Below are 23,949 nucleotides of genomic sequence, written 5' to 3' on the forward strand. Positions count from 1 at the left end.
TTTTAATTGGTTAATGAATGGCGCAGATGATTAAATTCAGCAAGAAGGCGGCAATGATGACAATAAAGCTGACCAGTATTGCTAAAAGCCCTCTTGATGAAATGTTCCGGCATTTAAGATTGAGATGGTCTGCCAATCTTTTTTGCCAGGAAAGTATTCGTTGATTAACCCTGGAGATCACCGTGGATTGATCTCTCTTAGTTTTTGGTTCCTTTTCCATTTGCTAGGGATTTAAGGGTTCATCATGATTATCCAGGGTTTCCCACCGCTGTATCAAAAACCCGTGTGGATTGTTATCTGAGCGGGAAACATCCCTCAGGGTTCCGGAAGTGATAAGCTTTCGGGTCACGGTTGAAGTTGCCCGGATCAGTTTCTGCGTGGCATAACACTTAAAGCCATAGGGATAATCATCAAGATCGAGCAAAGTACTGTCCACCACAATTTCCTGGGAGATATTCGCAGAGATCAGGTTATTGAAGTAGCCTTTTTCCCTGAGGTTATCATAAGCCCTCTTGGCACTTTCATCCGCCAGGTTTAAAGCGGACGAGATATTGGACTGGATCACCTTTTCATCGGGATCCAGGGTGAAAAAATAATGGTGGAACATTTTGATGTGGTCCCGGAGCTCTACAGCAATATTACTTTTACGATCCGCCGAAACTGCTTCCAGAACCTTTCCGTTGGCCAGAATGTAGACTGTGCGATTGGCCCGGGCAGCCATTTCAAAACCTTTATAGATCGCAAAGCCCGAGATCAGTATACAGGCAAGGATCAAAAAGATACTAAAGCGTTTGATGTGGCTGAAGGCGGTATCAATGTTTTTGAACTGAGTAAACATAATGATTGGTTTTTAAGTTGATTTACCGGATATCTTGTCTTTCTGATGGCTGTTCTGATCCGGGAAATAATCACCCTGGGCAGCGCTTGAATAGCTGTGTGACTGCATGCGGGCACCATCTCCAAGGGCGTCTGCTACCATCCCCCCAGCCCCCATTACAGCGCTGGCACCGGAACTTGGGGCAGCGATTACCATGGAATTCACTTTGGTCAGGATGGCATTTCCACCCCCTGCATGGACTACATAATTGGCTACATTGGGGACAGAAAAATAACCGACGATTCCAATGATCAAAAAGATGAGGTATGCCGTATCTGTGGACGAAAAGAAGGTATCTCCCTGCGCTTCAATCTGCGCAAGATCTACCTTGATCATATTTTCCTGAATCTTTCCCAGGATGCTACCGAATATATTGGCAATGGGCAGCCAGAGAAAAATATTTACATAGCGGGCAAGCCACACGGTGAGGGTCTGCTGGAAGCCATCAAATACTGCAAAGCCAAATACCAGGGGCCCAAGAATGGCCAGCACAACGAGAAAAAAAGTGCGTATGGTATTGATGCATAGCGAAGCTGCCGCATAAAGCACTTCCAGGACTTCCTTTAGCCAGGACTTGATGGAATTGCGCAGGTTGTAGCTCTGTTTTTCCATCCAGAACTGCATACTGTTTCCCAGTCCGTCCAGAAATGTTTCATCTGCCCGCTCAGGGTCAGAAGGGTGCGTATATTTATACCATTTATCACTATCCCCCTGCCCGGTCTCGCCAACATACATTTGCCAATTTTTAGACTTTTTGATCGCTGCCTCTTTAATTTTGAGCAACCTTTCAATCGCAAGGTTGCTGTCACTGACCATTGCCCCGGTAGCAGAAACCGTAGGTTTGAGCACGCCATTCATTATTCCGAGTACTGCAGGGAACATCATGATACATAGACCCAGGGCAAACGGACGAAGCAAGGGATAAAAATCAATGGGTTCTGCCGCAGCAATCTGCCGCCAGACCCGGCTGGCAATATACCACAGGGCTCCAAACCCGGCTATTCCCCTGGCCACATCAATCAGGCGGGAACAGAGCGGCAGCATATCATCATATACCTTGTCCAGCACAGGCTGCATGCCCGTAAGTTCCGCTGCGATCCCCTGAGCAAATACCGTTGCAGGAAGTATAAAAAAGGCAAGGGCAAGGCCTGTCCACTTGAAAAAGAGACTAAATATTTTTTTCATCTTGTTAAATTTTAGTTGACCTCGAACAAAGCTTTTGAACCTTCCATATCCGCGGTAGCCAACTTTCGCTGGAGCAATAGTTTTCCTGCATCCAGGTTGAAACTTCGCAGAAAACTGAGCTTATCGCTTGTATCCAGGTAAATGCGGTCAATGGCATCCAGCCGTTCGGCATCATTCATCCGGAGCGAATTTGCGGTAATGATCATGGTGAGCTCATCGAGATTATCCAGGCTCCGGGAAAATAGCCCACTGTAGAGTTTGGACAGATAATCCAGTTCTGCAACAGTAAAAAGGCCGGATGCATTAAAATTCCTGAATGCCCTTTTATATTCTGAGACGATATCTTTCTGGGCAGTGATGATATCTACCACGCGCCTGTATTTTCTAACCTCGGGACTCACGGCCATCAAGCCATCCAGGAATGTTTCATGAATGGAAAAATTTCCCTGGGAAATATTCCTGACCGCATTGTATCCGCTCGAGATGACCGTATATCCTTTTTTCATATCCGAAAGAATATTTTTAAGCTGGCTTAGCTTTTCAACGTTCAGCAGTAATTGCTGCACCTCAGTGGACTGGGCCATGGATCTCCCTGAAAATGAAAATGCCAGGACAAAGAAGAAAACCCAGGATTTAATTTGACTTATTTTCATACCATACCTCCATTTCTTTTAAACTTTTAAGCTCACCGTTTCTCTCTGCGGCCAGAGATTTTGCGGCGCCCAAGAATTGCAGCGCAAAGATTTTTTTGCTTTGCATGGACCGGTAAATACGGTCAATCCTCAGGATCCGTTCCTCGTCGCCCATTTCAACCTTGCCCGAAGTGATAACCAAAAAGAGTTCCTCCATATCGTTCAGGCACTCTGATAACAGGTTCTTTTTCACCAGATCTATATGACCCATACTTTCGATTGCCAGTCCATCTACATCATCCAGTCGGGAAAACGCTTTCCCGATAAGGAGCTGCATGGCGAGGATCTCTGCAATCCTCACATCTTTTCTTAGCGCCGGGCTGACCGTTTTTAGCGAAGAGAAAAAAGTATTGTGCAAGTCAAACTCTCCCCTGGTTGCACCTTTGATAAAGGTCAACCCTGAACTTCCGATTTCGTATCCTTTTTTTAAGTAGCCTGCGTAAAGTTTTAATGCCGCTACCTGCTCGATGAGATACCTCTTTTGCGTCTTTTTTTGTGAGAACCACTCTGACCAGGTTTGCGCCTGGGTATGTTCAGCTACTGCAAGCAGTGATATCCAAACCATAGCGATGCGAATCAGTCTAATCCACCCCATATAATTCCTTTAGTTTGGCTACCTCATCAACCGAGTTAGCGCGCTTAATACTCAGGGTTATATTTCCCGAATTGAACTTTTTCAGGTCCGCATAATTTTCCTCCATTTTATCCGCCGCGGCGCCGATGATTTCCAGCCGCTTCGCATCACTCATCTGGGTTTTAAAGGAGTTGACCACCAGGAGCACCTGATCGAGGTTCTTTACGCTTTCTTCGAGGATACCGAGATAAACTTTTTGCATCTGGTCAACTTCTTCCACACTAAAATGCTTATCCTTTTGAAATAATCCGATTGCCCATTTATATTCATCAACAATGGCAACCTGTTTGACCGTCAGCTCTTTCACCCTTTTATAATAGGTAATGGCAGATTTTACCTTCCAGAGGGAGCTATAATATTCAGAATACAGATCCTTTTGCTTCTCGGTCCAGTCGGCGATTTCGGTCAGCTTGAGTTTGGAAAGCTGATTTTCAAGTACTTTCTGGGCATTTTGCAGCCAGATTGTTTCGTTCTGCAGGCGCTGCACTTTTAGGTCCACTGCGCGGATGACCTTTTTTACGCCGGCCTTGATCACTTCGAGTACCGCAACCTGAGCAGTTGCCCCTTTTGGAAGGCCCACACAAATAGTCATCGCGCTTACGGGAAGTATTACCATATAACTTTTCATAATCTTTTTCATTTTTCTGCCCAGGCAACCGATTCTCCTGAATGGATTGGCTAAGGCGTTTCTAATTTTTGCGGTACATGGCCTTGTACCTGAATGGTGAGATCTCATATTTTTAATGTTTTTTCTACTTGACTTTATTGTTTAGTATATTTTCTTTTACCGATGAGGATAAATCCGGAATCGGGATAGATCATAATGAGTTTACCTTTTCTGGTCTCGCTCAGCGTTTTTGTAGCCTCATCATAGATCGCATGCCATTTTTCCCGCTCATGCTGACGTTTTCCCACTTTACCGCTGCGGATCAGATTGAATCCCGTTTTTCGATGGATCAGAAAATTGTTGCCATCCGCTGATTCTACTACCAGGGTATCATCGGCCTTACTTAATTCCCCTGTTGCCGAATTGGTGTAGAGGCCAGGAAGGAATTCCCTGACGGAATCCCGCTGGCAGGCAGCGCAGGCTATAGCCAGGACGCCCAGCAGCATTTTTGAGTAGTTTTTCATATGATTGGATTTTAGTTTACCACGGTATTGTTTTTAATATCACTTGCCAGTGAAATTATCCCTTTCCGGATGCTGCCCAACCGGGCTGCATAAGCCTGCACCAGCATTTTTTCCTTCTCTTCAGTCGTGTAGGCCAGATATTCTTCAAGCGAAACTTCCGTCCGGTACACCTGGCTGTGCTGACCGCCAAGGGAGATGAATACCTCTTTATATTTTTTGTCCGGATCATTGGCGCGGTTCATCGAAAGGATCTGGGATTTCTCTTTTTCAGTCAGGCCCAAAAGCTGCTGGATATCGTCGAACTTATTCTGGTACTTGCTTTGATCCAGCATAATCTTGCAGTCCGAATTATTGATGATGGCCTGTTTCACTATGGGAGAAGAAATGATATCTTCTACCTCCTGGGTCACCACCACAGCCTCTCCGAAGAATTTACGAACAGTCTTAAACAGGTATTTGATGTATTCCGCCATGCCTTCCTTAGCAATGGCTTTCCAGCATTCTTCGATGAGGATCATCTTGCGGACCCCTTTGAGCTTTCTCATCTTGGAGATGAATACTTCCATAATAATCAAGGTTACCGCAGGAAAAAGTATTGGGTGGTCCTTAATGGCATCGAGCTCAAAAACAATAAATCGCTGCGACAATAAATCCAGCTGCGAGGAGGCATTGAGCAGATAATCAAATTCCCCTCCGCGGTAATAGGGCTTGAGCACATAAAGAAATCCCCTGATGTCAAAATACTGCTCACGCACCCCGTTTTCCTCCAGCACCACAAGGTATTCATCCGATAAAAATTCGTAAAAGGAATTAAAGCACGGAAAAATATCGGGATGGGATTCCAGGTGTTTAAAATATAAGGTCAGCCCGTTGGAGAACCCCACATACTCTGAGCGGGTGAAAGTTTCCCCTTCTTTTTTGGATAGCGCGAGAAGCAAGGTTTTGATGCTTTCCTTTTTTTCGGTATCCAGTACATCTCCATCAGCGAGATAAAAAGGATTGAAGGCAATCGGGCTGGCCTCGGAATAGCTGAAGTAGTAGCCGTCAACCAGATCGCAGAGTCCTTTATAACTGTGTCCCACATCCACCAGCAAAACATGGGTACCCTGCTCAAAATAACTTCTGACCATATGGTTGGTGAAAAAAGACTTCCCCGAACCTGAAGGGCCAAGAATAAACTTGTTGCGGTTAGTGGTGTATCCCAGGCGGATCGGCTCATCCGAAATATCCACGTGTACGGGTCTGCCCGAGAGGCGCTCGCCCAATCGAATGCCAAATTCGGATCTGGAATCCCGGTTGTGGCTTTCCATATTAAAAAAGCAGGTGGCCTGTTCCAGGAACGTATCAAAGGTTTCGTTCATTGGAAAGTTGGCCTGGTTACCGGGAAGTCCCGCAAACCAGATCTGTGCCTGTCCGTCGGTCTCCCGCTTGGCCGCGGCATCGATGGACGCCATGGCCGATCCAACCTTGTTTTTAATATCCTTTAGCAAACCTGCATCTGCGGACCAGGCCATGATATTGAAGTGGGATTTGATTGGAATCCTGCCAAGGGCAACCGCTTCGTTGAGAAAATCATTGACCGAATCCCGGGCATTGGCATTTTCGCGGGAATAGGAAGAAAGTGAATGCAGCCGAAGTTTTTTCGCTTCGAGCCTTTTGATGGTCTGCTGTACCTCGCCGATGAAGACGTACTGGTTGAGGATGTGGTCACAGTCGAGTAACTGACCCAACGGAGTAGCGAAACCGGTGCTGAATTTCGATTTATCTGTAGAATAAGGTTCATAATTTATCCGGCTTCCGCAGAATGAAGGAAGATCCTCCACGTCGGAAAGGGTATAGATTTCCATATGTTTCTCCCCTACCCTAATCTCATCTTTTAAATGGATGTCGCGGATAATCGGCATATCCCTTTCTCCCAGCAGGAAGCAGTAGCGCTCGAGGATTCCGGCGGCATTGGCTGTTCCACAGATTGCATCATCATCCTGGCGCATTAGCGATACGAAGCCGGAATCGGTAAGGATTCTTTCAAACTGGCCCGCCTTATCTACAAAATCTGAAAGGGCAGCAGGGTTTAAGGTTTGTGGAGGGACAAGGCTACCGCGAAAGAGACCGGAGGTTGCCGAAGTAGCGGATTTCCCGGCAGCAGATTTCTTTGTTAGAAAAATATAACAGCTATGCGCCACGAAGGGCCGCTCGTTGAAAAAGCGCTCACTGGAACGGGAGAGAAAATCCCTGCCCTCTTTCCCGAAATCTGCCCTGAAGTTTTCCTGCAGAAACCAGTCCTGTTTATGCAGGATGCTGCCAGCCGGCAATACTTTGATTGCCTTTACCCAGGCCTGGTGATAGGCCTCATAATTCCGGTCAGAAAGGGAGAAAATCTCCGGCAATAGCAGTTTGTAAGCCAGGGTAATGTCTCCGCTAAAAGAAAGGATACAGCCTTGTTCCACTTTATAAATCGGGAGTATGTTTATGGCTTCTTTCATTTTTTTACTTTTAGGTTCTGATAATCAATATTGGTAAACTTCAGGCCCGTAAAAAGCCTTCTTGAGGAAAAGCGGATGTACCCGGGAAGCCCTTTTTTGGATAGGTACTTCATCAGTCCATGTTCCCCGAAGCGGTGGCTCAGCCGAAAGGTGACCACGAACAAGAAAGTGCCCATAGTTAGAATCAGCGGCATTACAAGAAGTAAGCTCAGGCCTGAAATGTATAGAATGGCAAAGGACAATAACTGGAGTACCAATCCAATAGCGAGATAGGCAATGTACTGCGCTTTAAGCCCCTTGAAGACAATTGGCCGGGAAACGCCCTTATTGATTTGATAGATAGCTGCCATAATTATTCTTTTTTCTGTTATTGATTTTATATGTGTTCAATAGCTCGCTTGGCCCGGTTATATTCCAAAAAATGATTTGAGTACGGTGGCGACAACGACCAAAAAAATACAACTGCCGAACCAGGCCGCGGCGACCTTATTGGTATCTGAATCTCCGGCGTTCCATTTATTAAAGACTTTTATAGCCCCGATAATACCCACAACTGCACCGATGGCATACATTAGATCACAGCCGGTATCGAAATAGCTTTTAACTTTATTGGTTGCTTCCTGAATCCCAGCATTTCCGTCCTGCGCAAAACAGGCTATAGTGAATATGAAATTCGCTAACAGCAAACACCAGCAGTGTAGTCGGAATTTTGAAAAGTTCTTGGCCTTAGCTTTATTTAATAAATCTTGCATCTTGAAAAATATTAGGTTAATAAATGTCCTTAGTTCCATAGGTTTTCAATTTCCTCTGAAGAAATAGCAAATGGTGCATGTTCCCTGATGAATGTATTGATGTGGCTGATATTGGGATTTGAGCCGATTCTACCATATTTATGGCTGATCATTTTGGCGAGGTCTATGAAATCCTTTTTGTTGCCATCCTCTGTGGCAAGCACTTCAAAAACTTCCTTCAGTTCCTGAAGGACATCTGGAACAAGGCCAATCTTATCGGATTCTTCGCGTTCATCAATATGCTCACCGCTATTATTACCTGCAAAACTGAGGGCACCCATTTCTACTATCTCCAGTCCCTCGGGAAGCTTGGAGAGTCCCATCATACTAGTTTCGTGATGGGTGGAACGATCGTTTTTTACCGGAATCTGCTGATTTGATGCGGAAAGATTGTCAACTCGTTTTCCGGAAAAAAACAGAAGAAATTCTCTGCGGTAGGCCGTGAGTAGGATTGTTACATACCATAACAGGCTAAATATTGCCGAGGCAATCAGGAACTGAGTCCAGGTGAAGTGTTGCAACATAAGGTTTAAATTTTTGGCGAGGCACCATTGCCTGCCGCTGTGATACAAAATTTCAAAAAGCCGAAATTTTTGTTTCAGGATAACCCGGGTTATCCCTAATGATTTATTTATAAATCATGATTTAATAGCCGTAGCGGCTCTTTTGGTCATCCGGAATCCAGGCATCACTGTCTTCAATCCTTTTGGAAACCAGTTGTTGCATTTCATCTAGGAACCTGGTCTTGCTCATTGATTTGCGCCTCTTGATATCAGAGAAACGTTTAAAATATGTCGAGAGGTTAATCTGGAAAGCCTGGGAAAAAGCATCCATAAGCTCTATGAGCGTTGCCTTACCATCATTCACCTGGCGGGTCTCATAAATCCCATACACCAGTTCGACCACGTTGATACTTTCCCCTGTCCACTTGAGGTTTTTCTGCCCGGTTTTCGGCAACTCCCCTTCTGGTATGCTTCTGTGTAAAATCTCAGCTTGCAAGTAAACCAGCAGCTCCTCATAAGCGATAAATTTGGAGAAGAGGTAGTCGGCAATGGTTGAAAACGAAGGGTCTACATCAGGTACTTCTGCAAAGCCCGGTACCGTTGCATTTTGATGACGAACAAAATATTTATCATCCAGGTCAGTTGCTTTCAGGCGGTAGTACTGGTAAAGAAATTCGTTCTGTCGAAAGAATCTGTCAACGAACGATATTTGCGACTGAAGATGTACTGTTTGGCTTTTTTTTCCAAAAACCGGCATACTATTTTCTATGGCATAGCGCTCGGTAACAAATACCAGCATGGCATAGATCCTTGGTTTCCCGGTTTTAAAGAACCAGATTTCTTCCTGCTGATGCTCAAACCCGGATTTTGCCAAGGCAATCTTCAGCTCAGCGAGAGCAGTCTGAACCACGGCGAGTCCACTTCGCAACTTTTCAAGTGGGTTTTCAATAGCGCTGGTTTCCCTGATTTCTTCCTGCAATATCTCATAGAGTTTTTCTGATAGTTTCGTTAAGGTCATAACAATGGGATTTAAGTTTAAAATTGCGAGGAGCGCTAAAACAGAAAGGGCCTGGAAACAAAAAAAACGGGCAGTAAAACAAATGCCAGATTTTTACGTTAAACAATTGTATCCATTTCCGACAGGACAATATTAGTCTGATTAAAGCTGCGAAGGTTTGATTTCGATCACAATCGACAGCGTATGAACATTTTAGAGAATGAAGAGGCCGATTTACTTGAAACTTTAGGCTTCATTGTGCCACTCCCTGCCCCTATGCAGGAGCGGGTTAACCGGGAGATTCTCACCGAAAAATTCCATCGAAAACAATTGCTTTTAAAACCCGGCGAAACTGCCAGGCGACTTTACTTTATCAGGAGCGGATTTTTGCGCGCTTATTTCATTGATGAACAGGGAAAGGAATGTACAACGTGGTTTATGCGAAAGGGCGATCTGATGATTTCTGTTTACAGCTTTTTCACTCAAAAACCAGCTCATGAGTATATAGAGGTTTTGCAGGACTGTAAATTACAGTCTTTGAGTTGGCATGAACTCAATGCCTATTATGCCGATTTTCCACAGGGAAATTTATTAGGCAGAATCGTTACCCAAAAGTATTATATACTGAGCGAGGAACGATCGATTTTCCTGCGTAGCCAGACCCCGGAAACCAGGCTAAATCAGCTGCTGGAGAGATATCCCGATATCGAGCAGCAAACGACCTTAACCAATATCGCCAGTTACCTTGGAATGACCCGGGAAACATTGAGCAGGATACGTTCCAAAAAAGCAAGGTTGTGCGTTCAATCACAAAATACAGCAAATCAGAAACCAGTTTTTCACTAAATCGATCTCAAGATGAACTCAAAATTTAAACCAATCGCACTCCTCATCCTGCTAGTCATTGCCTGCAAAAAAGAACCAATAGGAAATGCTGAAACCCAAAATAAAGTTCCCGAAAAAAGTAACCTGACATTAAATGATGCCAAAGCTCTTATAGCTAATACCCCAATGGACAGTTCAACGTTCCTACAAGAAACAAGATTAAATTGGGACTCAGCTTATAATAGAGGTAGCAACTGGGTCGTTCGACTCAAAGGCCAACCTATTTATCAGCGATATGCACAGGGCTACCGGGAATTGACCATCAGCAGAAATAAACAAAACCAGATCATTGAAGCCAGAATCCTGGAAATCATCCCAGACGCCATCTATCTGCAAAAAAAAGGCAAAAGCGAAGCGGAAACCTTTACAGGCAGGGTCTTTGAATACGACCTGAACTATAAATTAAAGGGCGGCAGATTGTATAGTGGCGGCAAGCCAGTTGGTGAAATCAAGCAACTGTCAAAGGAAGAAGAAATCCAGAATGTCAACAATTCATTAAATAAAGTAAAATCTTTAAATGGCATCCAAGGGAAAATTATGCTGGCCATGGTGGAATCCTGTATCTGGGTACAAAGCAGTTATGTTGATGCAGAGGGGGATTTTACAGTACATTCCGAAAGACAGTGCAGTTATAGTTTCTCAGGTGACAGCATGCCAAGTATGTACGATGGGATTGGCGGCGGAAATTCCGATTATTCAGGAGGTGGCGGCGGTGGGGGTGGTGGTTCCTCTCCAAGCACTCCATCTGCACCTCCCCCATCAAATCTGCCTGGCGAAAACAACAACAAAGTTGATCCAAAAAAAATGATGGATTGTTTTTCTCAAATCTCTGATCCAAACGCTGCTTTTGTTGTGCGTGTCTACGTAGTAGAACCCCAACCAGGAACCTCATTTAATGTTGGCGCTAATAGTTTTGGCCATGTCGCCATCTCCCTAAGCAAAACAAGCGGAAACACTACAATCACACAGACGGTTGGTTTTTACCCGACTGGGTCAGGGTTGGATAAGTTAAGTTCGCAGTCTCAAGTGAAAGATAATGGCGATATTCATTATGATATTAGTACTACCTACTATTTAGATGGTGGACGTTTTCAAAAGGTGATAGACTATATTAGTAACCCACCTACTAACTATCATTTCACTGACTTTAACTGTTCAGCTTTCGTTTACGGAGCAGGTCAGGCTGGAGGAATCCCTATTCCCGACCCAACAGCACAAATTGGAATTTCCGGACCTGGAGGAGCAGGTTATGCAAAAACTCCAGCAGGAATGGCAAGCGCTTTGCGGGAGCAAAAGGCAAACAATCCAAATCGAGACATTAATGAAGCTGGTGGTAATATCCCAGCAAGTAAAGGACCTTGTAATTAAATCGGAAGATGAGAAAAAAACCAAAGACATGGCTGATAGTAGCCATTTCAATTATTGCTTTCAGTAACATACCTCCAGTCAACTATTTTCTACAGGAAAGTTATTCTTATCAAAACAAAGATGGAAGTTTCACCTATACTGAAGAACCGGGGAAAGGTCTTGATTTTGAAGTAGGTAAAGTAAGGTGGTCTAGATTTAAACAACAGAACCCAAACAACCCAAATAAAACTTTACTCAGGACTTTTGGTTTTAAACCTTGGAGATTTTGGGAGTGGTTAACCATGCTAAAACATTGGGAGAGGTATTCGTTAGATATTGCCGAGTAGACAAAATTATGTTTTAGCCAATATACTTTCACACAAAAATAAAGCGAATGGCTTTGAATAACTTAAATTAGCTATAATTTTTCTAAACCTCAGGCGAAGTTTTGTATAAAAAAATAATTTTGCCTTGAAAAGGATTTGCATTTAAAAGTTGATGAGTTTCCAACCGACGAAATATTACTAAAACAAAATTCGAGATTTTTATTTGACGGATTACAATACCTTAAGTACTAAAGACTTAAAAACCAAGATAAAAAAAGATTTCCCATTCAAGCATTTACAAAATATTTCGATATTATTCTGTCTTTAACTGTTGCAGAGGTTTATAGATCTTCGAATGATGAGAAAACTGATCGAGACGCTGCCTACAAAATGGCACAGCTTTAGAATATTTTAGTGGTTCTTTTACAGATTATTCCCAAAATCAATCTCCTTATGTGAACGAGAAATTATTTAGAGATAGCATTATACTCCTAAATTTCTTCAAAATCTACGGTATTGTTTTTAAGTTGAAGAGATCTGGATTGGAGTGAAATTAATCCAGATATTTTGACTCAATGATAAAAACTAGCCGATCCCGAAGAGCAATGCGGTTTATGAATGCATTATACATCCATTTCACTTACAAGAATTTAATCGACCTACTTTATTTAGACTCTTTAAAAGAATATTTTGAAAAAATTATCATTGTACAAGGGCTATGGTTAAATTACTAGTTGAATAATAAAAAATTAAATTATTTGACGCAGCATGGGGTTGTGGTAATTTTATAATTATAAACTATAAAGTAATAAAGCATCTAGAGATGGAAATAAGTAAGTAAATAACTTCTTTGATCAATCAACTCTAAATATATATACATACATTTTCAAATTTGAAAAATTAGGCCGCTAAAGTCCTGTAGGCACCAGATTCTCACTCCGAAAGGTGATAGTAGAGGACAAATATTCACCGGCGGAGCTATCTGTTTTGGATGGCCGTTGGCGGGAACTGTGACTAGTCCTAAAATAAGTGTCAACTTATTTCAGGACTGGTCACAGCTTAAAAAAAAGCGCGGTCGATTGACCGCGCCTTGATTTCTGCATTTGCAGGTTGAAGGCTTGATTAGCTCCCTGCTTCCTTGGCTACAAATGCGCTACTTGCAAGCGTGCTCAGTTGCGTTTTCAAGTTTGCGATGAAATCATCAAAGGATAGTCCAGTCGAGCGGATCCTGTCTTGCGGGATGTGTTCTCTGAATTCGATGAGTTTACCACTCTCGGGCGCCATTTCCAGGATCCGATTTTCTTTGATGAGCTGCTCAAACTCTGCGCTCAGATCATCGTTGATGTATATATCCTTATAAAGTTGGTCAAAGGAGATGTCATCGACTTTCACCTCTACCCTGTTTTGTAGTCCGCTACGTTAACGGTGATCACGGCATATTTTTCAGGGTTTCTGGCGGAACATTCCACCTGCCTTTTGCTCAAGGCCACGATCCCCTCGCTATCCCAGCGAGATTTGACTTCGATAAAGTAAATCGGCTGAGTGCCTCGGTAAATAATGAAATCCTGCCCGTTTTGCTGCTCTTTGGTTTGCAGCTTTTCGTCCTTGGTGGAATCCACCAATGCGATGGTGTCTTTCAGGGATTCATCGATTTGCTCCTGGATCATATCTTGAATGCGTATACCAATTTCCTTGATGTAATCCAGGTGCTGATCGTGACGGTGCTTTTCTTTGAGTTTTTCCTTTCCGGCGTCGACTAGACCCTGGAGGTCTTCGATGAGGGCAAGTTCGCCCAAAAGGTTGATCTTTTCTTCATCCTCGGAAAGGATGTTGAACAGACTCGTCCGAGTGTTCTTGTCCCGAAATTTGTGCATCAGTATCTCCTCTTTCACCCGATCGATATTCGGTAGCCAGCTGCCCCAGGTAGGAGGGTTAATGGAAATATTTTTGATTAATTCGAGTACAGTTGGTAAAGTTTCCACCTGAACGGGCATGAAAACTTTATTTGGGTGGAGGGTGCGCTCCATTTCCTCGCCGAGCTGTAATCCGCTCAAGGTATCCTTATGCTGCAAGAAGTCATTAAACGGGCTCAGTGCAAGAACTTCTCGACTTTCAATACAGGTGATATGGTGATACTGATCCTTGAACACTTCGTCAGCGATGGCATCGATCTTAAGTTCAGACTGGGATTTGAGCGTGAATTTTTGATTTGGGAAACAGGCGAGTTTGTCCAACAAATCGTGTTTTAATTGCGTATTTGGATTGATGAGCTTAATGAGCTCCAATAATTTTTCGGTTTTTGCTTCGATAAGCGGGGCATCGGCAGCTTGGAGCCTGCGGATATATAGCCGGCAAGAAATTGGTATCGACCGTTGGGGCTCCGATAAATTCCTGATGAAAGTCCAGTTCGAATTCAGCTTTAAAAAATGCCGTTAGCGCGCCGTTTATCGGTGTGGTCCCGTTCAGTCCAATAAAAAAACACAAATAATGGCTCAGATTGAAAAACCTGCAATCATCGGTGGCGAAGGTTTCATTGGATTTGGAAAGTTTTTCGGTCAACTCGGTGCAGGATTTATTGAACTCATCCCGAAAATCTACCCGGTTGTAAGACTTTAAATTGCTGATGAAGCCATAGTCTTCCAGCACATAGCGTTCACTGATGTTCGCGTTTAAAGCATCGACCACCTGAATAAGGTACGGCTCTTTTTCCTCCCAGCGCACCAGCTCGGAAAAGGTCTTTAGCTTGTGGTGCATATTGGGAATTAGCGGAAATTCGTTGAGCAGTTCAACATCGTTTTCGATGCACCTGATCATTTCCAGGTAATCCTGCTGTTCTTGGATCTGTTTATAGTTTGCTGCAGTCGATTCGGAAAGGCAGGCGAAAATCTCTTTTAGCCCTAAGATGGACAGTTCCGAAACCTCAGCCGCTCGCCAGTTGCAAGCGATCTTCGATAAAAACAGGTAGTCTTCAAAGGCTGGCAAGGGTTTGAATTGGCTGAAACATTATAAAAAGAGCGCAACAGCTCTGCCGGTAAGGCAAGTACCTCTTCATCAAAAAACGTGATCGCCCCTATCGCGGTAGTCGCCGCGCCGACGGCAATTCGCTCCAGTGGCCGCAACTTTTCGATGTAGTCTTTTTTCAGGGCAACCTCAAATTCATCTTCATTGGCCACAAACTCGATATTCAGTGCGCTTAGAAAATCCAGCGACTCATCGCTTAAGATTTTGCTTATAATAAGGACATATGCTTTTTCGAGCAGGTTTTTGTTGCCGGTGACATCAGCAACGAGTTCATCGTTCTTGGCCACAAGATGCAGATAATCCCGTTCTCTGTTGGGCCTGAATTCCTGGGCATGGATCAAAAAGTTGAGTCCGTTACCGGAAGTCTCCATTAGGGTGTGTATTTCGGTGAAAGTGACCCCTCTTTTTCGGGCCAAACTGGCCACCAATTTGATTACCGGATGATGCACATCTAAGTTCCTTTCCCTCTGAACAAATATACACTTCGGATCCAAATCCATTTTCCTCAGGACTTTTCGGTTTAATCTATCTTACTGCCAGATTTATCCTCAATTCAGACCTTTCTAGCGATCAAAATCCATTCGCAGGTACTGGAACGCGCAAAAAAACGCCATACCCCCTTCAAAACAGCGAAGTGACCGTAATCCATCCCGAATAGTAGATATGCTCCCAGGAGCCTTTATTTTATCCAGAAATTGAAAAATTATTCCCGGAAGCCAGTTGCGAAAAAAGCTGATCAAAAGATCAGAACGGCCAGTTTTCCCCGAAACAGGTGGTCACTTTAAAGCGAAATAGGGTGACAGTTTAAATGCGGAACGGCTGGCCATTTTTGCCGAAATGCCCAAATACCCTTTCTGAGCGGATAATCATGTAATGTAACAACCAGAGGCTTGCCGAGTCTTCGAGATACGGATCTTTGCCTTCCATGAGGTATGCTCCAAAACGATTGGTTGTATCGTCTTCAGAGATAATGTTAAATGCCCGTAACCAGAATTTGATCGCGGTAGTCATGTTTTTACCTACTCCGAGCTGCACCACGCTTTCATCACTAGAGAAGGAACGCGACGCTTCGAGGTGTTCGTAGCCTTTTTTTAACCAGAACTGTCTGCAAACGAAGGTTTCGTGACCACTAAAACTTACTTTCATGGATATATGCTGGATCAAGCGCCAAAACCTTAAGCTTAGGTGATTGATGGTTATTAAAATTATATAGTTGGTGTAATTTCCGCAAAAATCACAAAATTCTCAGCAATTCGGTGGATTATTTACTAACATTTTGAGCATCAAAATAGCTACTGCATGCGCCTATGGCGTATTCAGCACTGATTGTGAATAAGTTGTATAAATAATTTAGCGAAGAACACACAGCTGTCGTGCCCTCTTTTAACAAACCGTTTCCATTAGTGAGTGTTAGGTTAGAAAATTTCCACCGTTTCAAAAATAAATATTTTTGTAGGTCAGCTGGCAAGGCTAGTATTGTATCAAAACCGCAATTTAATTTTATTCTGCTACCGATTAACTCTTTTTTTAGCACTTGCAGAAAATCTATTAATATCTGCGAGGACATAGTATTGAAATACCTCTACTAAATTTTCAAATAACTATAGAGTCGTATTCATTATTAAAGAAATCTGATAATTTGAAATCAATCTTTTCTAGTATCCTTACCAAAGAGGAAATTCTGAGATCTTGTGAGCCCGACTCATATTTTCCGTATTGAGCTCTATCTAAGTCATAATGATTTGCAAACTTATCAGAATTCGAAAAACCTAATTGCTTTCGGATAGCTTTGAGTCTTAAACCAATTCGTTTTATATCATCGGGTAGAAAGCCAGTTCGTGCTTTTTGTTTGGGTAATTTGATCACCAAGCCAAACTCAAAAAAAATATAAAACTATTTTACTCTTAATTAAGAGTATTTACTATATTTGATCTATATTTAAGGTATTAATTAAGAGTCTCTCTTGACAAATTCTCACAAAAATAGAGCAGAGACAATAGATTAATGCCCATGGTGATTATTTTGTGTATAATTGTACGCACTATAGCATTATGGGCTCTATTGTATTATGCTCCCGGCCGTGAGAAGCCTGTCAAGATAAACAAGATGAGCCCGCTATAGTGTTCCTCTTATGTGACTCGTACAAATAGATACGAGTATGAAAAGAATAAACAAATCTGCAAACTATTACCATTTCTCTACTGGATATGGAGCTGCTTTTTCTTTTTCAACACACAAACCTGAAGCCACTTACCCATTCAACAGGCTTTATGCACTGAAGCCAAAAAACCCAGTTTAGTGAATGTGTCAAAACTGCCTCCCACAATAATAATTCTCATTGGTTCTTTAATGGTACTTGTGGAAGGCAGTTTTTTCAATAATGACTTTGCACATCACTAACAAAACCTAAACTATTGACTACCGACTTTCTAAATATCATTGTACTCATCATCTGCGCTCCTGAGTAAATTCTTTACCAGGCGGGTCGGTCATGCTTGTTCGGTTAATGATCAATAATTTCTAAATGGCCCCCGACCTGGTTCTTTAAACCACCTACCTAGATGGTATTTCCTATCTACTAATCAAACGAACCACATGAAAAAAACCACAATATTTATTGTACTGGCTTTACTATGCCTAAACTTTTGGGCCAGAGGACAGTCCTCAATCATAATTCCCGGGAGTGTTCAGGATGAAAATGGGTTTCCAATTAAAGGCGCAACAATACAGCTCGCCGGAACCTCATCATCTACCTTTACCAATGCCAATGGAAATTTTAGTCTACCAGCTTCAAGGACAACTGGAACAATAATCATTAGTCACTTAAATTTCAATAAGATAAATTATAGATATGATTTAACCAAAAAAGAGAAAATATTGATTACGCTGACGGAAAACTACAATAGCCTTGAGGAGGTCAGGATTATCGGATATGGACAAACAACCAGAAAACTGAACACAGGCTCATCAGGATCACTATCAGCTAAGGAAATTGAAAAGCAGCCGGTTACCAATATACTATCCTCCCTATCCGGAAGAATTGCTGGTGTGGCGGTACAGACTACAAACGGTTTGCCTGGCGGTGGGATCAGTATCAGAATAAGGGGAAAGGGATCTCTGCTTGCTGGTTCTGACCCGCTTTATATTGTGGATGGTATGCCCTATAATACAACCATAGGCACACTCAATGGTTCGGCTAATGCACTCGCATTGCAAGCTGTCAACGGCTCAACAAGCCCATTGAACAACATCAATCCAGACGATATCGAAAATATAACTGTTCTAAAAGATGCAGATGCCACCTCGATCTATGGCTCAAGGGGCACAAATGGCGTAGTGTTGATTACTACAAAAAAAGGCAGGACCGGAAAGCCAAAGTATAATATTAATTTCAGCCAGTCCATCAACCAGGCCGCCAACCTTCCGAAGCTGCTTAGTCTTGATGAATATTTGACGATGCGAAAAGAAGCATTTGCCAATGACGGACGCATACCATCTGCAGATCCACTTTCTGCGAACTACGCACCGGACCTTTTTATCTGGAACCAAAGCAGAGGTACAGACTGGGCAGAATATCTTATGGGCGAGACCGGAAACGCTTCGAACCTACAGGCCTCAATAACTGGAGGAAATGAACAGACAACATTCTTGATTGGCGGTAATTTCAGGAATGAGGGGACAATTCTTCCCGGAACCAATCGGTTTCAGCGTGGTGGCTTTCAGGCAAACCTCAATTATACTTCCAAGAACCAAAGATTTAAGCTTCAATTTGGAAATACCTTGAGTATTGGAAATAACAGATTGACCAATTCTGCGTCTATTCCAACTTCAGTTCTGTTGCCACCTCACTATCCTATTTATAATCCCGATGGGTCATTTAACTGGACATACGTGAATCCGCTGGCGGAACAAAATGCATACACAATTGCCAAGACCTTTAATTTAAACAGTAATGTTAGTCTGGACTACGGAATAATTGAAGGACTGCGCTTTAAGGGTACTGCCGGGTTGAGCAGGATTTCCCTCGATCAGATTCAGGTGTTTCCCTCATCGAGCATGGGGCCATCCGGGATCAATTATACTGCATTCGGTAAGAACTCAAATGAATCATTTATAGTAGAGCCGCAGCTGAACTATCAAAAACAGATAAATAAGTTCAATATCCAGGCGCTTTTTGGAGGTACTTATCAATCGACCGCCTCAAACGGTGAATCCATTAAGGGCGAAAATTTTAGTAGCGAAAGCCTGATGGAAAATGTTGGCTCAGCAGGAACCTTAACAGCATTGAACAGTTTCAATGAGTATAGATACCTATCAGCATTTGGAAGACTAACTTTAAATTATGGGCAAAGATACCTAATTAATGGGACGATTCGTAGGGACGGCTCGTCCCGTTTTGGAGAAGGAAAGCGTTTTGGAAACTTTGGCTCTATTGCAGGAGCATGGATATTCAGCGAAGAAACCTGGCTAAAGGAAAACTTCTCATGGCTAAGCCTCGGAAAGCTTAGGGCAAGTTATGGTCATACTGGCAACGACCAGATAACGCCTTACCAATATCTTTCAAGCTATGGTAGTTCTCCTTACACTTATAATGGCATTCCGGCTTTGCGTCCGACAAGGATTGCCAATGATAATTTTCACTGGGAGACCACGCGCAAAACGGAGCTTGCTTTAGAACTTGGCTTTTTAAACAACAGAATTCTGCTAACCACTAATCTCTATCTTAATAGAAGTAACGATCAGCTGGTTAGTTATAAAATCCCTTACCTGACCGGCTTTGCCAACTACCAGGCAAATCTTCCGGCAGTCGTAGAAAACAGGGGATTGGAAATAGAACTAAATACGGAGAATATAAACGGAGAATCATTTTCCTGGAAAACAAGTTTTAATCTGACGATTCCGAGAAATACACTGAAATCGTTTGAGAATTTTGAGTCTTCAAGCTATGCGCAAACATTGTCCATTGGATATGATATCACCAGAATTTATGGTTATCAGTCCCTTGGCATCAACCCTTCAACAGGGCTTGCAGCTTACGCTAATGTTAACGGCGGAACGACATTGTCTCCCTATTTTTTCAACACCATAGGAAAACAGACACAGGATCTGTATGGCGGCCTGGGAAACTCCTTCAACTACAAGAACTTTGCTCTGGATTTCTTTTTTCAGTTTGCAAAACAAAGGAGCTTTGGAAGTTCAGTCTACACTCCAGGAGTTATGTTGAACGATTTTGCCATCGTTAATCAAAGGTGGCGGGCGACTGGAGATGTCACAAACATACCTAAGGCCTCCAATACCATTGATTATAATTTCGTAGCCTCCAGCGCCAACTATTACAACTCCAATTACTTAAGGCTAAAGAACGTCAACTTGAGTTATGACTTGAAGGGAAAGATTCTGAGGAATCTTAAAATGGATAGGTTGAGAATTTATCTACAGGCACAGAACCTTCTTACATTCTGGAACCGGGACAACCCATTTATCGATCCCGAATCCGGAGCATTCAGCCCTACAAGTCCGAACTTTCCACCAATGAAAACCCTACTTATTGGAATACAGACCCAATTTTAACTGAAGAATTATGAAAACAAGACTATCTTATACTTGCCTATCTATAACTATTGCAGTCTTATTTTCCTGCAAAAAAATGGTCAACATTGACCTCCCTAAAAACCAGCTTAACACTACTGAAGTATTTGCTGATACAACGGCAACAAAAGCTGCACTGTTAAATATTTATGCGCTTATCGATAAAACGGTAGATAATAATCTGAACAAATATCTTGGGGTATTTACAGATGACCTCAGCTACCCCAATCAACCTAATGACGAATTTTTAAACAGCAATCTTTCTCCTGCAAACTCAACGGTCCTTAATTTTTGGAGGAACAGCTATTTTGCGATTTATTCTTGCAATGACATTATCGAGCATCTGGGTGCCGATAACCCATTACCCGAAAAGTTCAAGGCAAACATTTTGGCAGAGGCAAAGTTTTTGCGTGCCTATTTTTACTTTTATTTGGTCAGCACTTTCGGAAAAGTCCCGCTGATTACCGGAACAAATGTTGATGAAAATCGGGCAGCAACCAGAAATGAAATCAGTGAAATCTATTTTCTAGTGCAGAAAGATACACAGGATGCTCTTGATGCGTTTCCTGAAAACCCTAATTCTGTTAAAACAAGAGCAAATAAATATGCCGCAATGGCACTGGCTGCAAGAGTTTATCTAGCGCAGGGAAATTGGGATAAAGCTAAAAAATATTCAAAGACATTGATTTCTTCCAATCTATTCGGCCCCCTCCCTGCCGTTGCCTCCGCATTTGCCAACAACAGTAAGGAAACCGTGTTTCAGATCTGGACACCAACAGGATTTATAGCTGATGCGACCACACTAATTCCTGCAAGCGGTCGTCCACTCTATCCATTGACACCAAGCTTACTAAATTCCTTTGAGCAGGGAGATCTGAGAAAGGCAAACTGGACTAGAAATGTAGTGGTGAGCAATGTTACCTATAGCCACCCCTATAAGTACCGCAATAGAACAGCAAATACCTCTTCACCTGAATACCTGATCATTTTCCGCCTTTCAGAACAGTATCTCATTCATGCTGAAGCGACTGCCGCACTGGGATCGGTTGCATTGGCGGTTAGGGATCTCAACATAATCAGGAACAGGGCAGGTTTGCCATCTCTCGGTGAGGGTATTACAATGGAAGAATTTACCTCAGCAATGAGAAGGGAATGGAGAAATGAATTTTTTGCCGAGGGCGGACAACGCTTTTTGCAGCTAAAGCGCACGGGTAAACTTAAAGAGGCCGTCAGTCTTGTGAAACCTGCATGGCCCGACAAATCGGCATTCTACCCTATTCCCCAAAATGAAATCACCACGAATCCAAATCTGGGACAAAACTCAGGTTATTAAAAAAAATATGATGAAGCAATGCATAATAACTTTGATCGGGCTTTTCCTGATCAATACCCATATCGCTACGGCGCAAGAAAAAATAAAAAAGGAAATACATATAGGTGAAAATTTTCCTGAGCTAAATGTCTTAAATAGAATGCCAGAAAGCGCTCAACTTGAAAATTTCAAGAATGGCTATTCTAATGGTTTGATGATTGTAGATTTCTGGGCTACATGGTGCGTACCTTGTATAAGGGAAATGGCAGAACTTTCAAAACTTTCTGCCCGTTTCAACAAGAAACTTACTGTTGTAGCGGTCACTCATGAAAATATCGAAGTTGCAAGGGCATTTTTCAGGAAACACCCTGAAATTGATTTAAGTAAAATAACAGTTTTAACCTCCGATAAGGTGCTAATCTCATACTTTCCTCATAGACTCCTGCCACACAATGTCTGGGTGGATTCGATAGGAAGAGTAGCGGCCATTACAGCGAGTGAGGATATTAACCAAGATAAAATCGCTCAATTTTTACAAAATAAAAAACCATGGCTTAGAGAAAAAAAAGATATACTCAATTTTGATTATTACAAACCCTATCATGCACCCGATAGCTTATCGATTATTCGAAGTAGCCTTTCTAAATATAATTTAGGAATTGGCCCGGGAACAACTTTCAATGATGGAAATAATAATCCCCCAGGGATGCGGTTTTTTGCTATGAATGTTACAATTGGGATGCTTTATTGGTGTGCATATTACAGAGAACTGAATGCCTCACAAGTGTTGAATCCAAATCTTATCGAATTCAAGAACACCGATTCGCTTTTAATGCGAGTGCCAAAAGATATATCCAAGACAAATTATAAAACTAAATTAGAATGGGCTGAATCCAATTGCTACTCGTATGAACTAAGTAACGTAAATTCTATTCCTGAAAAACAATTCTTCAATAGAATGAAATCTGACTTATTCGAATATTTTGGATATAAGACTGAACTAAGTTCAAAATCCAAGATCTGTCAAATTATTCTATCAGACAAGAAAAACAAGCTCCCCAGAAGTGTTGGTAGAGAAAAATCATTTAAGCTAACTGCAGCTGGTTTAACAATGAACAATATGACAATTCGAGAGTTAATAGAAAATATTAATCTTGTTTTTACGCTTCCTGAGCCATTAATTGATGAGACCAAGGTTACCTATCCTATAGATTTGGAACTCATAAACCCAAATCCCAGAGAAGGAATTAATATGGTTAAGATAACAAAGCTCCTAGAGGAACGGGGCATTCAGATCTTACGCAAAAAGAGAAAGGTAAAAGTTCTGATCATTTCTGACCAGAACTAAAACAGCAATTTGCAGGGCACAATATAAATGTGCCCTCCATATTACTGGTAATACAAAGTTATTGGAGATTGGCCAGGCGCTGTTCCAGTTGCGCACCTTGTAGATTCAATTCTATCACAACCATAATCTTCCACGGCTTCGTCAAGATCTTTGATGACGTTACTTTCCAGCACAGTAGTACCATCCGTATCGAAGTGGGTCCAACTGTAATCCACCAATTTACCTTTTGTCATCCCTGACACCTGGCCAGCTAAGGCCGCTGTAACACCTGCAAATAATGCTAGTGCTACCAAACTTTTTCTAAAGTTTTTCATAACATTTAAATTTTAAGAGTTTAACGGTATTCTATTCGCGCTTCCGGACGCGTGGATATTCTGAAAAATAAACGGCAGTCGCTATCAAAAGATAGACAGCATTGAAGATTACATGACCCTTCCAGCTCAGTAAGCCAACTACTCCGCCGCAAGCACACGGCAAATGGCCGTTATAAAGCATCGAAATAATATAGATCTCAAAGACGATAAGCAATAAAACAGAAAAGATAAGCCCCAATTTTCTTGGTTTAGCGAAAGCCAGCATTACCACCAATATCAGTTCAATAGCCGGAATTGCCCAGCTCAAGAATTCCTTGTTCATACTCACTAGCTTCGCAGGAGATAACCCCATTTGGAACACAAAATGATCATGTCTAAATATTTTCGAAAGTCCGGTATAGAGCCATAGTAAGATGAGCAGTGCAAGTCCAATATCGATATACCAAGGAGATTCGGTTTTATTTATTGTCATTGATTTCATAAATCAAATCTAGCCCTAAGAAAAAATCAAATT

At 42.4% G+C, this 23,949-nt stretch carries 28 protein-coding genes; 8 read left to right on the forward strand and 20 right to left on the reverse strand.

What is annotated here, in order from left to right; genetic code table 11:
• Window positions 1-10: 10 nt before the first annotated feature.
• The 12 genes from ACZZZK_RS04190 to ACZZZK_RS04245 all read right to left on the reverse strand — a co-directional run bounded on the left by ACZZZK_RS04190 (window position 11) and on the right by ACZZZK_RS04245 (window position 9,314).
• Window positions 11-220 carry a hypothetical protein gene (locus ACZZZK_RS04190; protein ID WP_463483025.1) on the reverse strand — a complete coding sequence of 70 codons (210 nt, stop codon included), beginning with the start codon at window positions 218-220 and terminating at the stop codon, window positions 11-13.
• Between the two features lie 3 nt (window positions 221-223).
• The gene (gene traK, locus ACZZZK_RS04195) at window positions 224-838 is read right to left on the reverse strand and encodes a conjugative transposon protein TraK (protein ID WP_463483026.1); all 615 of its coding nucleotides are present in this window, start codon (window positions 836-838) and stop codon (window positions 224-226) included.
• 12 nt (window positions 839-850) lie between these two features.
• Window positions 851-2,062: a conjugative transposon protein TraJ gene (gene traJ, locus ACZZZK_RS04200; RefSeq protein WP_463483027.1), complete on the reverse strand. Its 1,212-nt coding sequence runs from the start codon at window positions 2,060-2,062 to the stop codon at window positions 851-853.
• 11 nt (window positions 2,063-2,073) lie between these two features.
• Window positions 2,074-2,715, reverse strand: a complete 642-nt coding sequence (locus tag ACZZZK_RS04205) for a TerB family tellurite resistance protein (RefSeq protein ID WP_463483028.1) — start codon at window positions 2,713-2,715, stop codon at window positions 2,074-2,076.
• The gene (locus ACZZZK_RS04210) at window positions 2,696-3,349 is read right to left on the reverse strand and encodes a hypothetical protein (protein ID WP_463483029.1); all 654 of its coding nucleotides are present in this window, start codon (window positions 3,347-3,349) and stop codon (window positions 2,696-2,698) included. The genes ACZZZK_RS04205 and ACZZZK_RS04210 overlap by 20 nt, the downstream gene beginning before the upstream one ends.
• Complete coding sequence (locus ACZZZK_RS04215) at window positions 3,336-4,028, reverse strand: conjugal transfer protein TraI (RefSeq protein ID WP_463483030.1); 693 nt, start codon at window positions 4,026-4,028, stop codon at window positions 3,336-3,338. Before ACZZZK_RS04215 ends, ACZZZK_RS04210 begins: the two co-directional genes overlap by 14 nt.
• A gap of 122 nt (window positions 4,029-4,150) precedes the next feature.
• On the reverse strand, window positions 4,151-4,519 hold the full coding sequence (locus ACZZZK_RS04220; RefSeq protein ID WP_463483031.1) for a hypothetical protein: 369 nt from the start codon (window positions 4,517-4,519) through the stop codon (window positions 4,151-4,153).
• An 11-nt stretch (window positions 4,520-4,530) separates the two neighbouring features.
• Window positions 4,531-7,002, reverse strand: coding sequence for a TraG family conjugative transposon ATPase (locus tag ACZZZK_RS04225; protein ID WP_463483032.1), 2,472 nt, complete (start codon window positions 7,000-7,002; stop codon window positions 4,531-4,533).
• Window positions 6,999-7,352, reverse strand: coding sequence for a DUF4133 domain-containing protein (locus ACZZZK_RS04230; RefSeq protein ID WP_463483033.1), 354 nt, complete (start codon window positions 7,350-7,352; stop codon window positions 6,999-7,001). Before ACZZZK_RS04230 ends, ACZZZK_RS04225 begins: the two co-directional genes overlap by 4 nt.
• A gap of 57 nt (window positions 7,353-7,409) precedes the next feature.
• A complete protein-coding gene (locus ACZZZK_RS04235; protein ID WP_463483034.1) occupies window positions 7,410-7,754 on the reverse strand; it encodes a DUF4134 domain-containing protein in 345 nt (114 codons plus the stop codon).
• A gap of 29 nt (window positions 7,755-7,783) precedes the next feature.
• On the reverse strand, window positions 7,784-8,317 hold the full coding sequence (locus ACZZZK_RS04240) for a hypothetical protein (protein ID WP_463483035.1): 534 nt from the start codon (window positions 8,315-8,317) through the stop codon (window positions 7,784-7,786).
• Window positions 8,318-8,438: 121 nt separating this feature from the next.
• Window positions 8,439-9,314 (reverse strand): RteC domain-containing protein, encoded by an 876-nt coding sequence (locus ACZZZK_RS04245; protein WP_463483036.1) that lies wholly within the window; start codon window positions 9,312-9,314, stop codon window positions 8,439-8,441.
• A 183-nt stretch (window positions 9,315-9,497) separates the two neighbouring features.
• Between ACZZZK_RS04245 and ACZZZK_RS04250 the strand changes: the two genes are divergently transcribed.
• The 4 genes from ACZZZK_RS04250 (at window position 9,498) to ACZZZK_RS04265 (ending at window position 12,692) form a co-directional block, all read left to right on the forward strand.
• Window positions 9,498-10,139 (forward strand): Crp/Fnr family transcriptional regulator, encoded by a 642-nt coding sequence (locus tag ACZZZK_RS04250; RefSeq protein ID WP_463483037.1) that lies wholly within the window; start codon window positions 9,498-9,500, stop codon window positions 10,137-10,139.
• 12 nt (window positions 10,140-10,151) lie between these two features.
• Window positions 10,152-11,546: a hypothetical protein gene (locus ACZZZK_RS04255; protein WP_463483038.1), complete on the forward strand. Its 1,395-nt coding sequence runs from the start codon at window positions 10,152-10,154 to the stop codon at window positions 11,544-11,546.
• 8 nt (window positions 11,547-11,554) lie between these two features.
• Entirely contained in the window at window positions 11,555-11,872 is a 318-nt protein-coding gene (locus tag ACZZZK_RS04260) for a hypothetical protein (RefSeq protein WP_463483039.1), read from the forward strand.
• A 727-nt stretch (window positions 11,873-12,599) separates the two neighbouring features.
• Complete coding sequence (locus ACZZZK_RS04265; RefSeq protein WP_463486277.1) at window positions 12,600-12,692, forward strand: DNA methyltransferase; 93 nt, start codon at window positions 12,600-12,602, stop codon at window positions 12,690-12,692.
• 281 nt (window positions 12,693-12,973) lie between these two features.
• Here ACZZZK_RS04265 and ACZZZK_RS04270 read toward each other — a convergent pair whose 3' ends face one another.
• From ACZZZK_RS04270 to ACZZZK_RS04295, 6 genes are all read right to left on the reverse strand, one after another.
• Window positions 12,974-13,243, reverse strand: a complete 270-nt coding sequence (locus ACZZZK_RS04270) for a hypothetical protein (protein ID WP_463483040.1) — start codon at window positions 13,241-13,243, stop codon at window positions 12,974-12,976.
• A 2-nt stretch (window positions 13,244-13,245) separates the two neighbouring features.
• Entirely contained in the window at window positions 13,246-14,136 is an 891-nt protein-coding gene (locus tag ACZZZK_RS04275; protein WP_463483041.1) for a protein NO VEIN domain-containing protein, read from the reverse strand.
• Window positions 14,123-14,833, reverse strand: a complete 711-nt coding sequence (locus ACZZZK_RS04280) for a hypothetical protein (protein WP_463483042.1) — start codon at window positions 14,831-14,833, stop codon at window positions 14,123-14,125. Before ACZZZK_RS04280 ends, ACZZZK_RS04275 begins: the two co-directional genes overlap by 14 nt.
• Complete coding sequence (locus ACZZZK_RS04285; RefSeq protein ID WP_463483043.1) at window positions 14,749-15,372, reverse strand: hypothetical protein; 624 nt, start codon at window positions 15,370-15,372, stop codon at window positions 14,749-14,751. Before ACZZZK_RS04285 ends, ACZZZK_RS04280 begins: the two co-directional genes overlap by 85 nt.
• Window positions 15,373-15,676: 304 nt before the next feature.
• The gene (locus ACZZZK_RS04290; protein WP_463483044.1) at window positions 15,677-16,018 is read right to left on the reverse strand and encodes a DUF4007 family protein; all 342 of its coding nucleotides are present in this window, start codon (window positions 16,016-16,018) and stop codon (window positions 15,677-15,679) included.
• Window positions 16,019-16,465: 447 nt separating this feature from the next.
• Window positions 16,466-16,738, reverse strand: coding sequence for a helix-turn-helix domain-containing protein (locus tag ACZZZK_RS04295; RefSeq protein ID WP_463483045.1), 273 nt, complete (start codon window positions 16,736-16,738; stop codon window positions 16,466-16,468).
• A gap of 292 nt (window positions 16,739-17,030) precedes the next feature.
• On the opposite strand from ACZZZK_RS04295, the gene ACZZZK_RS04300 reads away from it, so the two are divergent.
• The 4 genes from ACZZZK_RS04300 to ACZZZK_RS04315 all read left to right on the forward strand — a co-directional run bounded on the left by ACZZZK_RS04300 (window position 17,031) and on the right by ACZZZK_RS04315 (window position 23,121).
• Complete coding sequence (locus ACZZZK_RS04300; protein ID WP_463483046.1) at window positions 17,031-17,171, forward strand: hypothetical protein; 141 nt, start codon at window positions 17,031-17,033, stop codon at window positions 17,169-17,171.
• Window positions 17,172-17,467: 296 nt separating this feature from the next.
• Entirely contained in the window at window positions 17,468-20,443 is a 2,976-nt protein-coding gene (locus ACZZZK_RS04305; protein WP_463483047.1) for a SusC/RagA family TonB-linked outer membrane protein, read from the forward strand.
• 10 nt (window positions 20,444-20,453) lie between these two features.
• On the forward strand, window positions 20,454-21,794 hold the full coding sequence (locus ACZZZK_RS04310) for a RagB/SusD family nutrient uptake outer membrane protein (protein ID WP_463483048.1): 1,341 nt from the start codon (window positions 20,454-20,456) through the stop codon (window positions 21,792-21,794).
• Window positions 21,748-23,121 (forward strand): TlpA family protein disulfide reductase, encoded by a 1,374-nt coding sequence (locus ACZZZK_RS04315; RefSeq protein ID WP_463483049.1) that lies wholly within the window; start codon window positions 21,748-21,750, stop codon window positions 23,119-23,121. The genes ACZZZK_RS04310 and ACZZZK_RS04315 overlap by 47 nt, the downstream gene beginning before the upstream one ends.
• Before the next feature lie 41 nt (window positions 23,122-23,162).
• On the opposite strand, the gene ACZZZK_RS04320 is transcribed toward ACZZZK_RS04315, so the two are convergent.
• A complete protein-coding gene (locus tag ACZZZK_RS04320) occupies window positions 23,163-23,435 on the reverse strand; it encodes a hypothetical protein (protein WP_463483050.1) in 273 nt (90 codons plus the stop codon).
• Between the two features lie 31 nt (window positions 23,436-23,466).
• Entirely contained in the window at window positions 23,467-23,916 is a 450-nt protein-coding gene (locus tag ACZZZK_RS04325; protein WP_463483051.1) for a MauE/DoxX family redox-associated membrane protein, read from the reverse strand.
• Window positions 23,917-23,949 lie beyond the last annotated feature (33 nt).

It is taken from the genome of Pedobacter sp. AC163 (assembly GCF_979258665.1).

Coding starts and splice junctions, on each gene's coding strand:
- ACZZZK_RS04320 (WP_463483050.1), bottom strand. CDS start 23,435: ATGAAAAACTTTAGAAAAAGTTTGGTAGCACTAGCATTATTTGCAGGT.
- traJ (WP_463483027.1), bottom strand. CDS start 2,062: ATGAAAAAAATATTTAGTCTCTTTTTCAAGTGGACAGGCCTTGCCCTT.
- ACZZZK_RS04215 (WP_463483030.1), bottom strand. CDS start 4,028: ATGAAAAAGATTATGAAAAGTTATATGGTAATACTTCCCGTAAGCGCG.
- ACZZZK_RS04255 (WP_463483038.1), top strand. CDS start 10,152: ATGAACTCAAAATTTAAACCAATCGCACTCCTCATCCTGCTAGTCATT.
- ACZZZK_RS04240 (WP_463483035.1), bottom strand. CDS start 8,317: ATGTTGCAACACTTCACCTGGACTCAGTTCCTGATTGCCTCGGCAATA.
- ACZZZK_RS04310 (WP_463483048.1), top strand. CDS start 20,454: ATGAAAACAAGACTATCTTATACTTGCCTATCTATAACTATTGCAGTC.
- ACZZZK_RS04210 (WP_463483029.1), bottom strand. CDS start 3,349: ATGGGGTGGATTAGACTGATTCGCATCGCTATGGTTTGGATATCACTG.
- ACZZZK_RS04235 (WP_463483034.1), bottom strand. CDS start 7,754: ATGCAAGATTTATTAAATAAAGCTAAGGCCAAGAACTTTTCAAAATTC.
- ACZZZK_RS04305 (WP_463483047.1), top strand. CDS start 17,468: ATGAAAAAAACCACAATATTTATTGTACTGGCTTTACTATGCCTAAAC.
- ACZZZK_RS04250 (WP_463483037.1), top strand. CDS start 9,498: ATGAACATTTTAGAGAATGAAGAGGCCGATTTACTTGAAACTTTAGGC.
- ACZZZK_RS04285 (WP_463483043.1), bottom strand. CDS start 15,372: ATGGATTTGGATCCGAAGTGTATATTTGTTCAGAGGGAAAGGAACTTA.
- ACZZZK_RS04300 (WP_463483046.1), top strand. CDS start 17,031: ATGAAAAGAATAAACAAATCTGCAAACTATTACCATTTCTCTACTGGA.
- ACZZZK_RS04260 (WP_463483039.1), top strand. CDS start 11,555: ATGAGAAAAAAACCAAAGACATGGCTGATAGTAGCCATTTCAATTATT.
- ACZZZK_RS04315 (WP_463483049.1), top strand. CDS start 21,748: ATGAAATCACCACGAATCCAAATCTGGGACAAAACTCAGGTTATTAAA.
- ACZZZK_RS04225 (WP_463483032.1), bottom strand. CDS start 7,002: ATGAAAGAAGCCATAAACATACTCCCGATTTATAAAGTGGAACAAGGC.
- ACZZZK_RS04325 (WP_463483051.1), bottom strand. CDS start 23,916: ATGAAATCAATGACAATAAATAAAACCGAATCTCCTTGGTATATCGAT.
- ACZZZK_RS04220 (WP_463483031.1), bottom strand. CDS start 4,519: ATGAAAAACTACTCAAAAATGCTGCTGGGCGTCCTGGCTATAGCCTGC.
- ACZZZK_RS04205 (WP_463483028.1), bottom strand. CDS start 2,715: ATGAAAATAAGTCAAATTAAATCCTGGGTTTTCTTCTTTGTCCTGGCA.
- ACZZZK_RS04230 (WP_463483033.1), bottom strand. CDS start 7,352: ATGGCAGCTATCTATCAAATCAATAAGGGCGTTTCCCGGCCAATTGTC.
- traK (WP_463483026.1), bottom strand. CDS start 838: ATGTTTACTCAGTTCAAAAACATTGATACCGCCTTCAGCCACATCAAA.
- ACZZZK_RS04290 (WP_463483044.1), bottom strand. CDS start 16,018: ATGAAAGTAAGTTTTAGTGGTCACGAAACCTTCGTTTGCAGACAGTTC.
- ACZZZK_RS04245 (WP_463483036.1), bottom strand. CDS start 9,314: ATGACCTTAACGAAACTATCAGAAAAACTCTATGAGATATTGCAGGAA.
- ACZZZK_RS04190 (WP_463483025.1), bottom strand. CDS start 220: ATGGAAAAGGAACCAAAAACTAAGAGAGATCAATCCACGGTGATCTCC.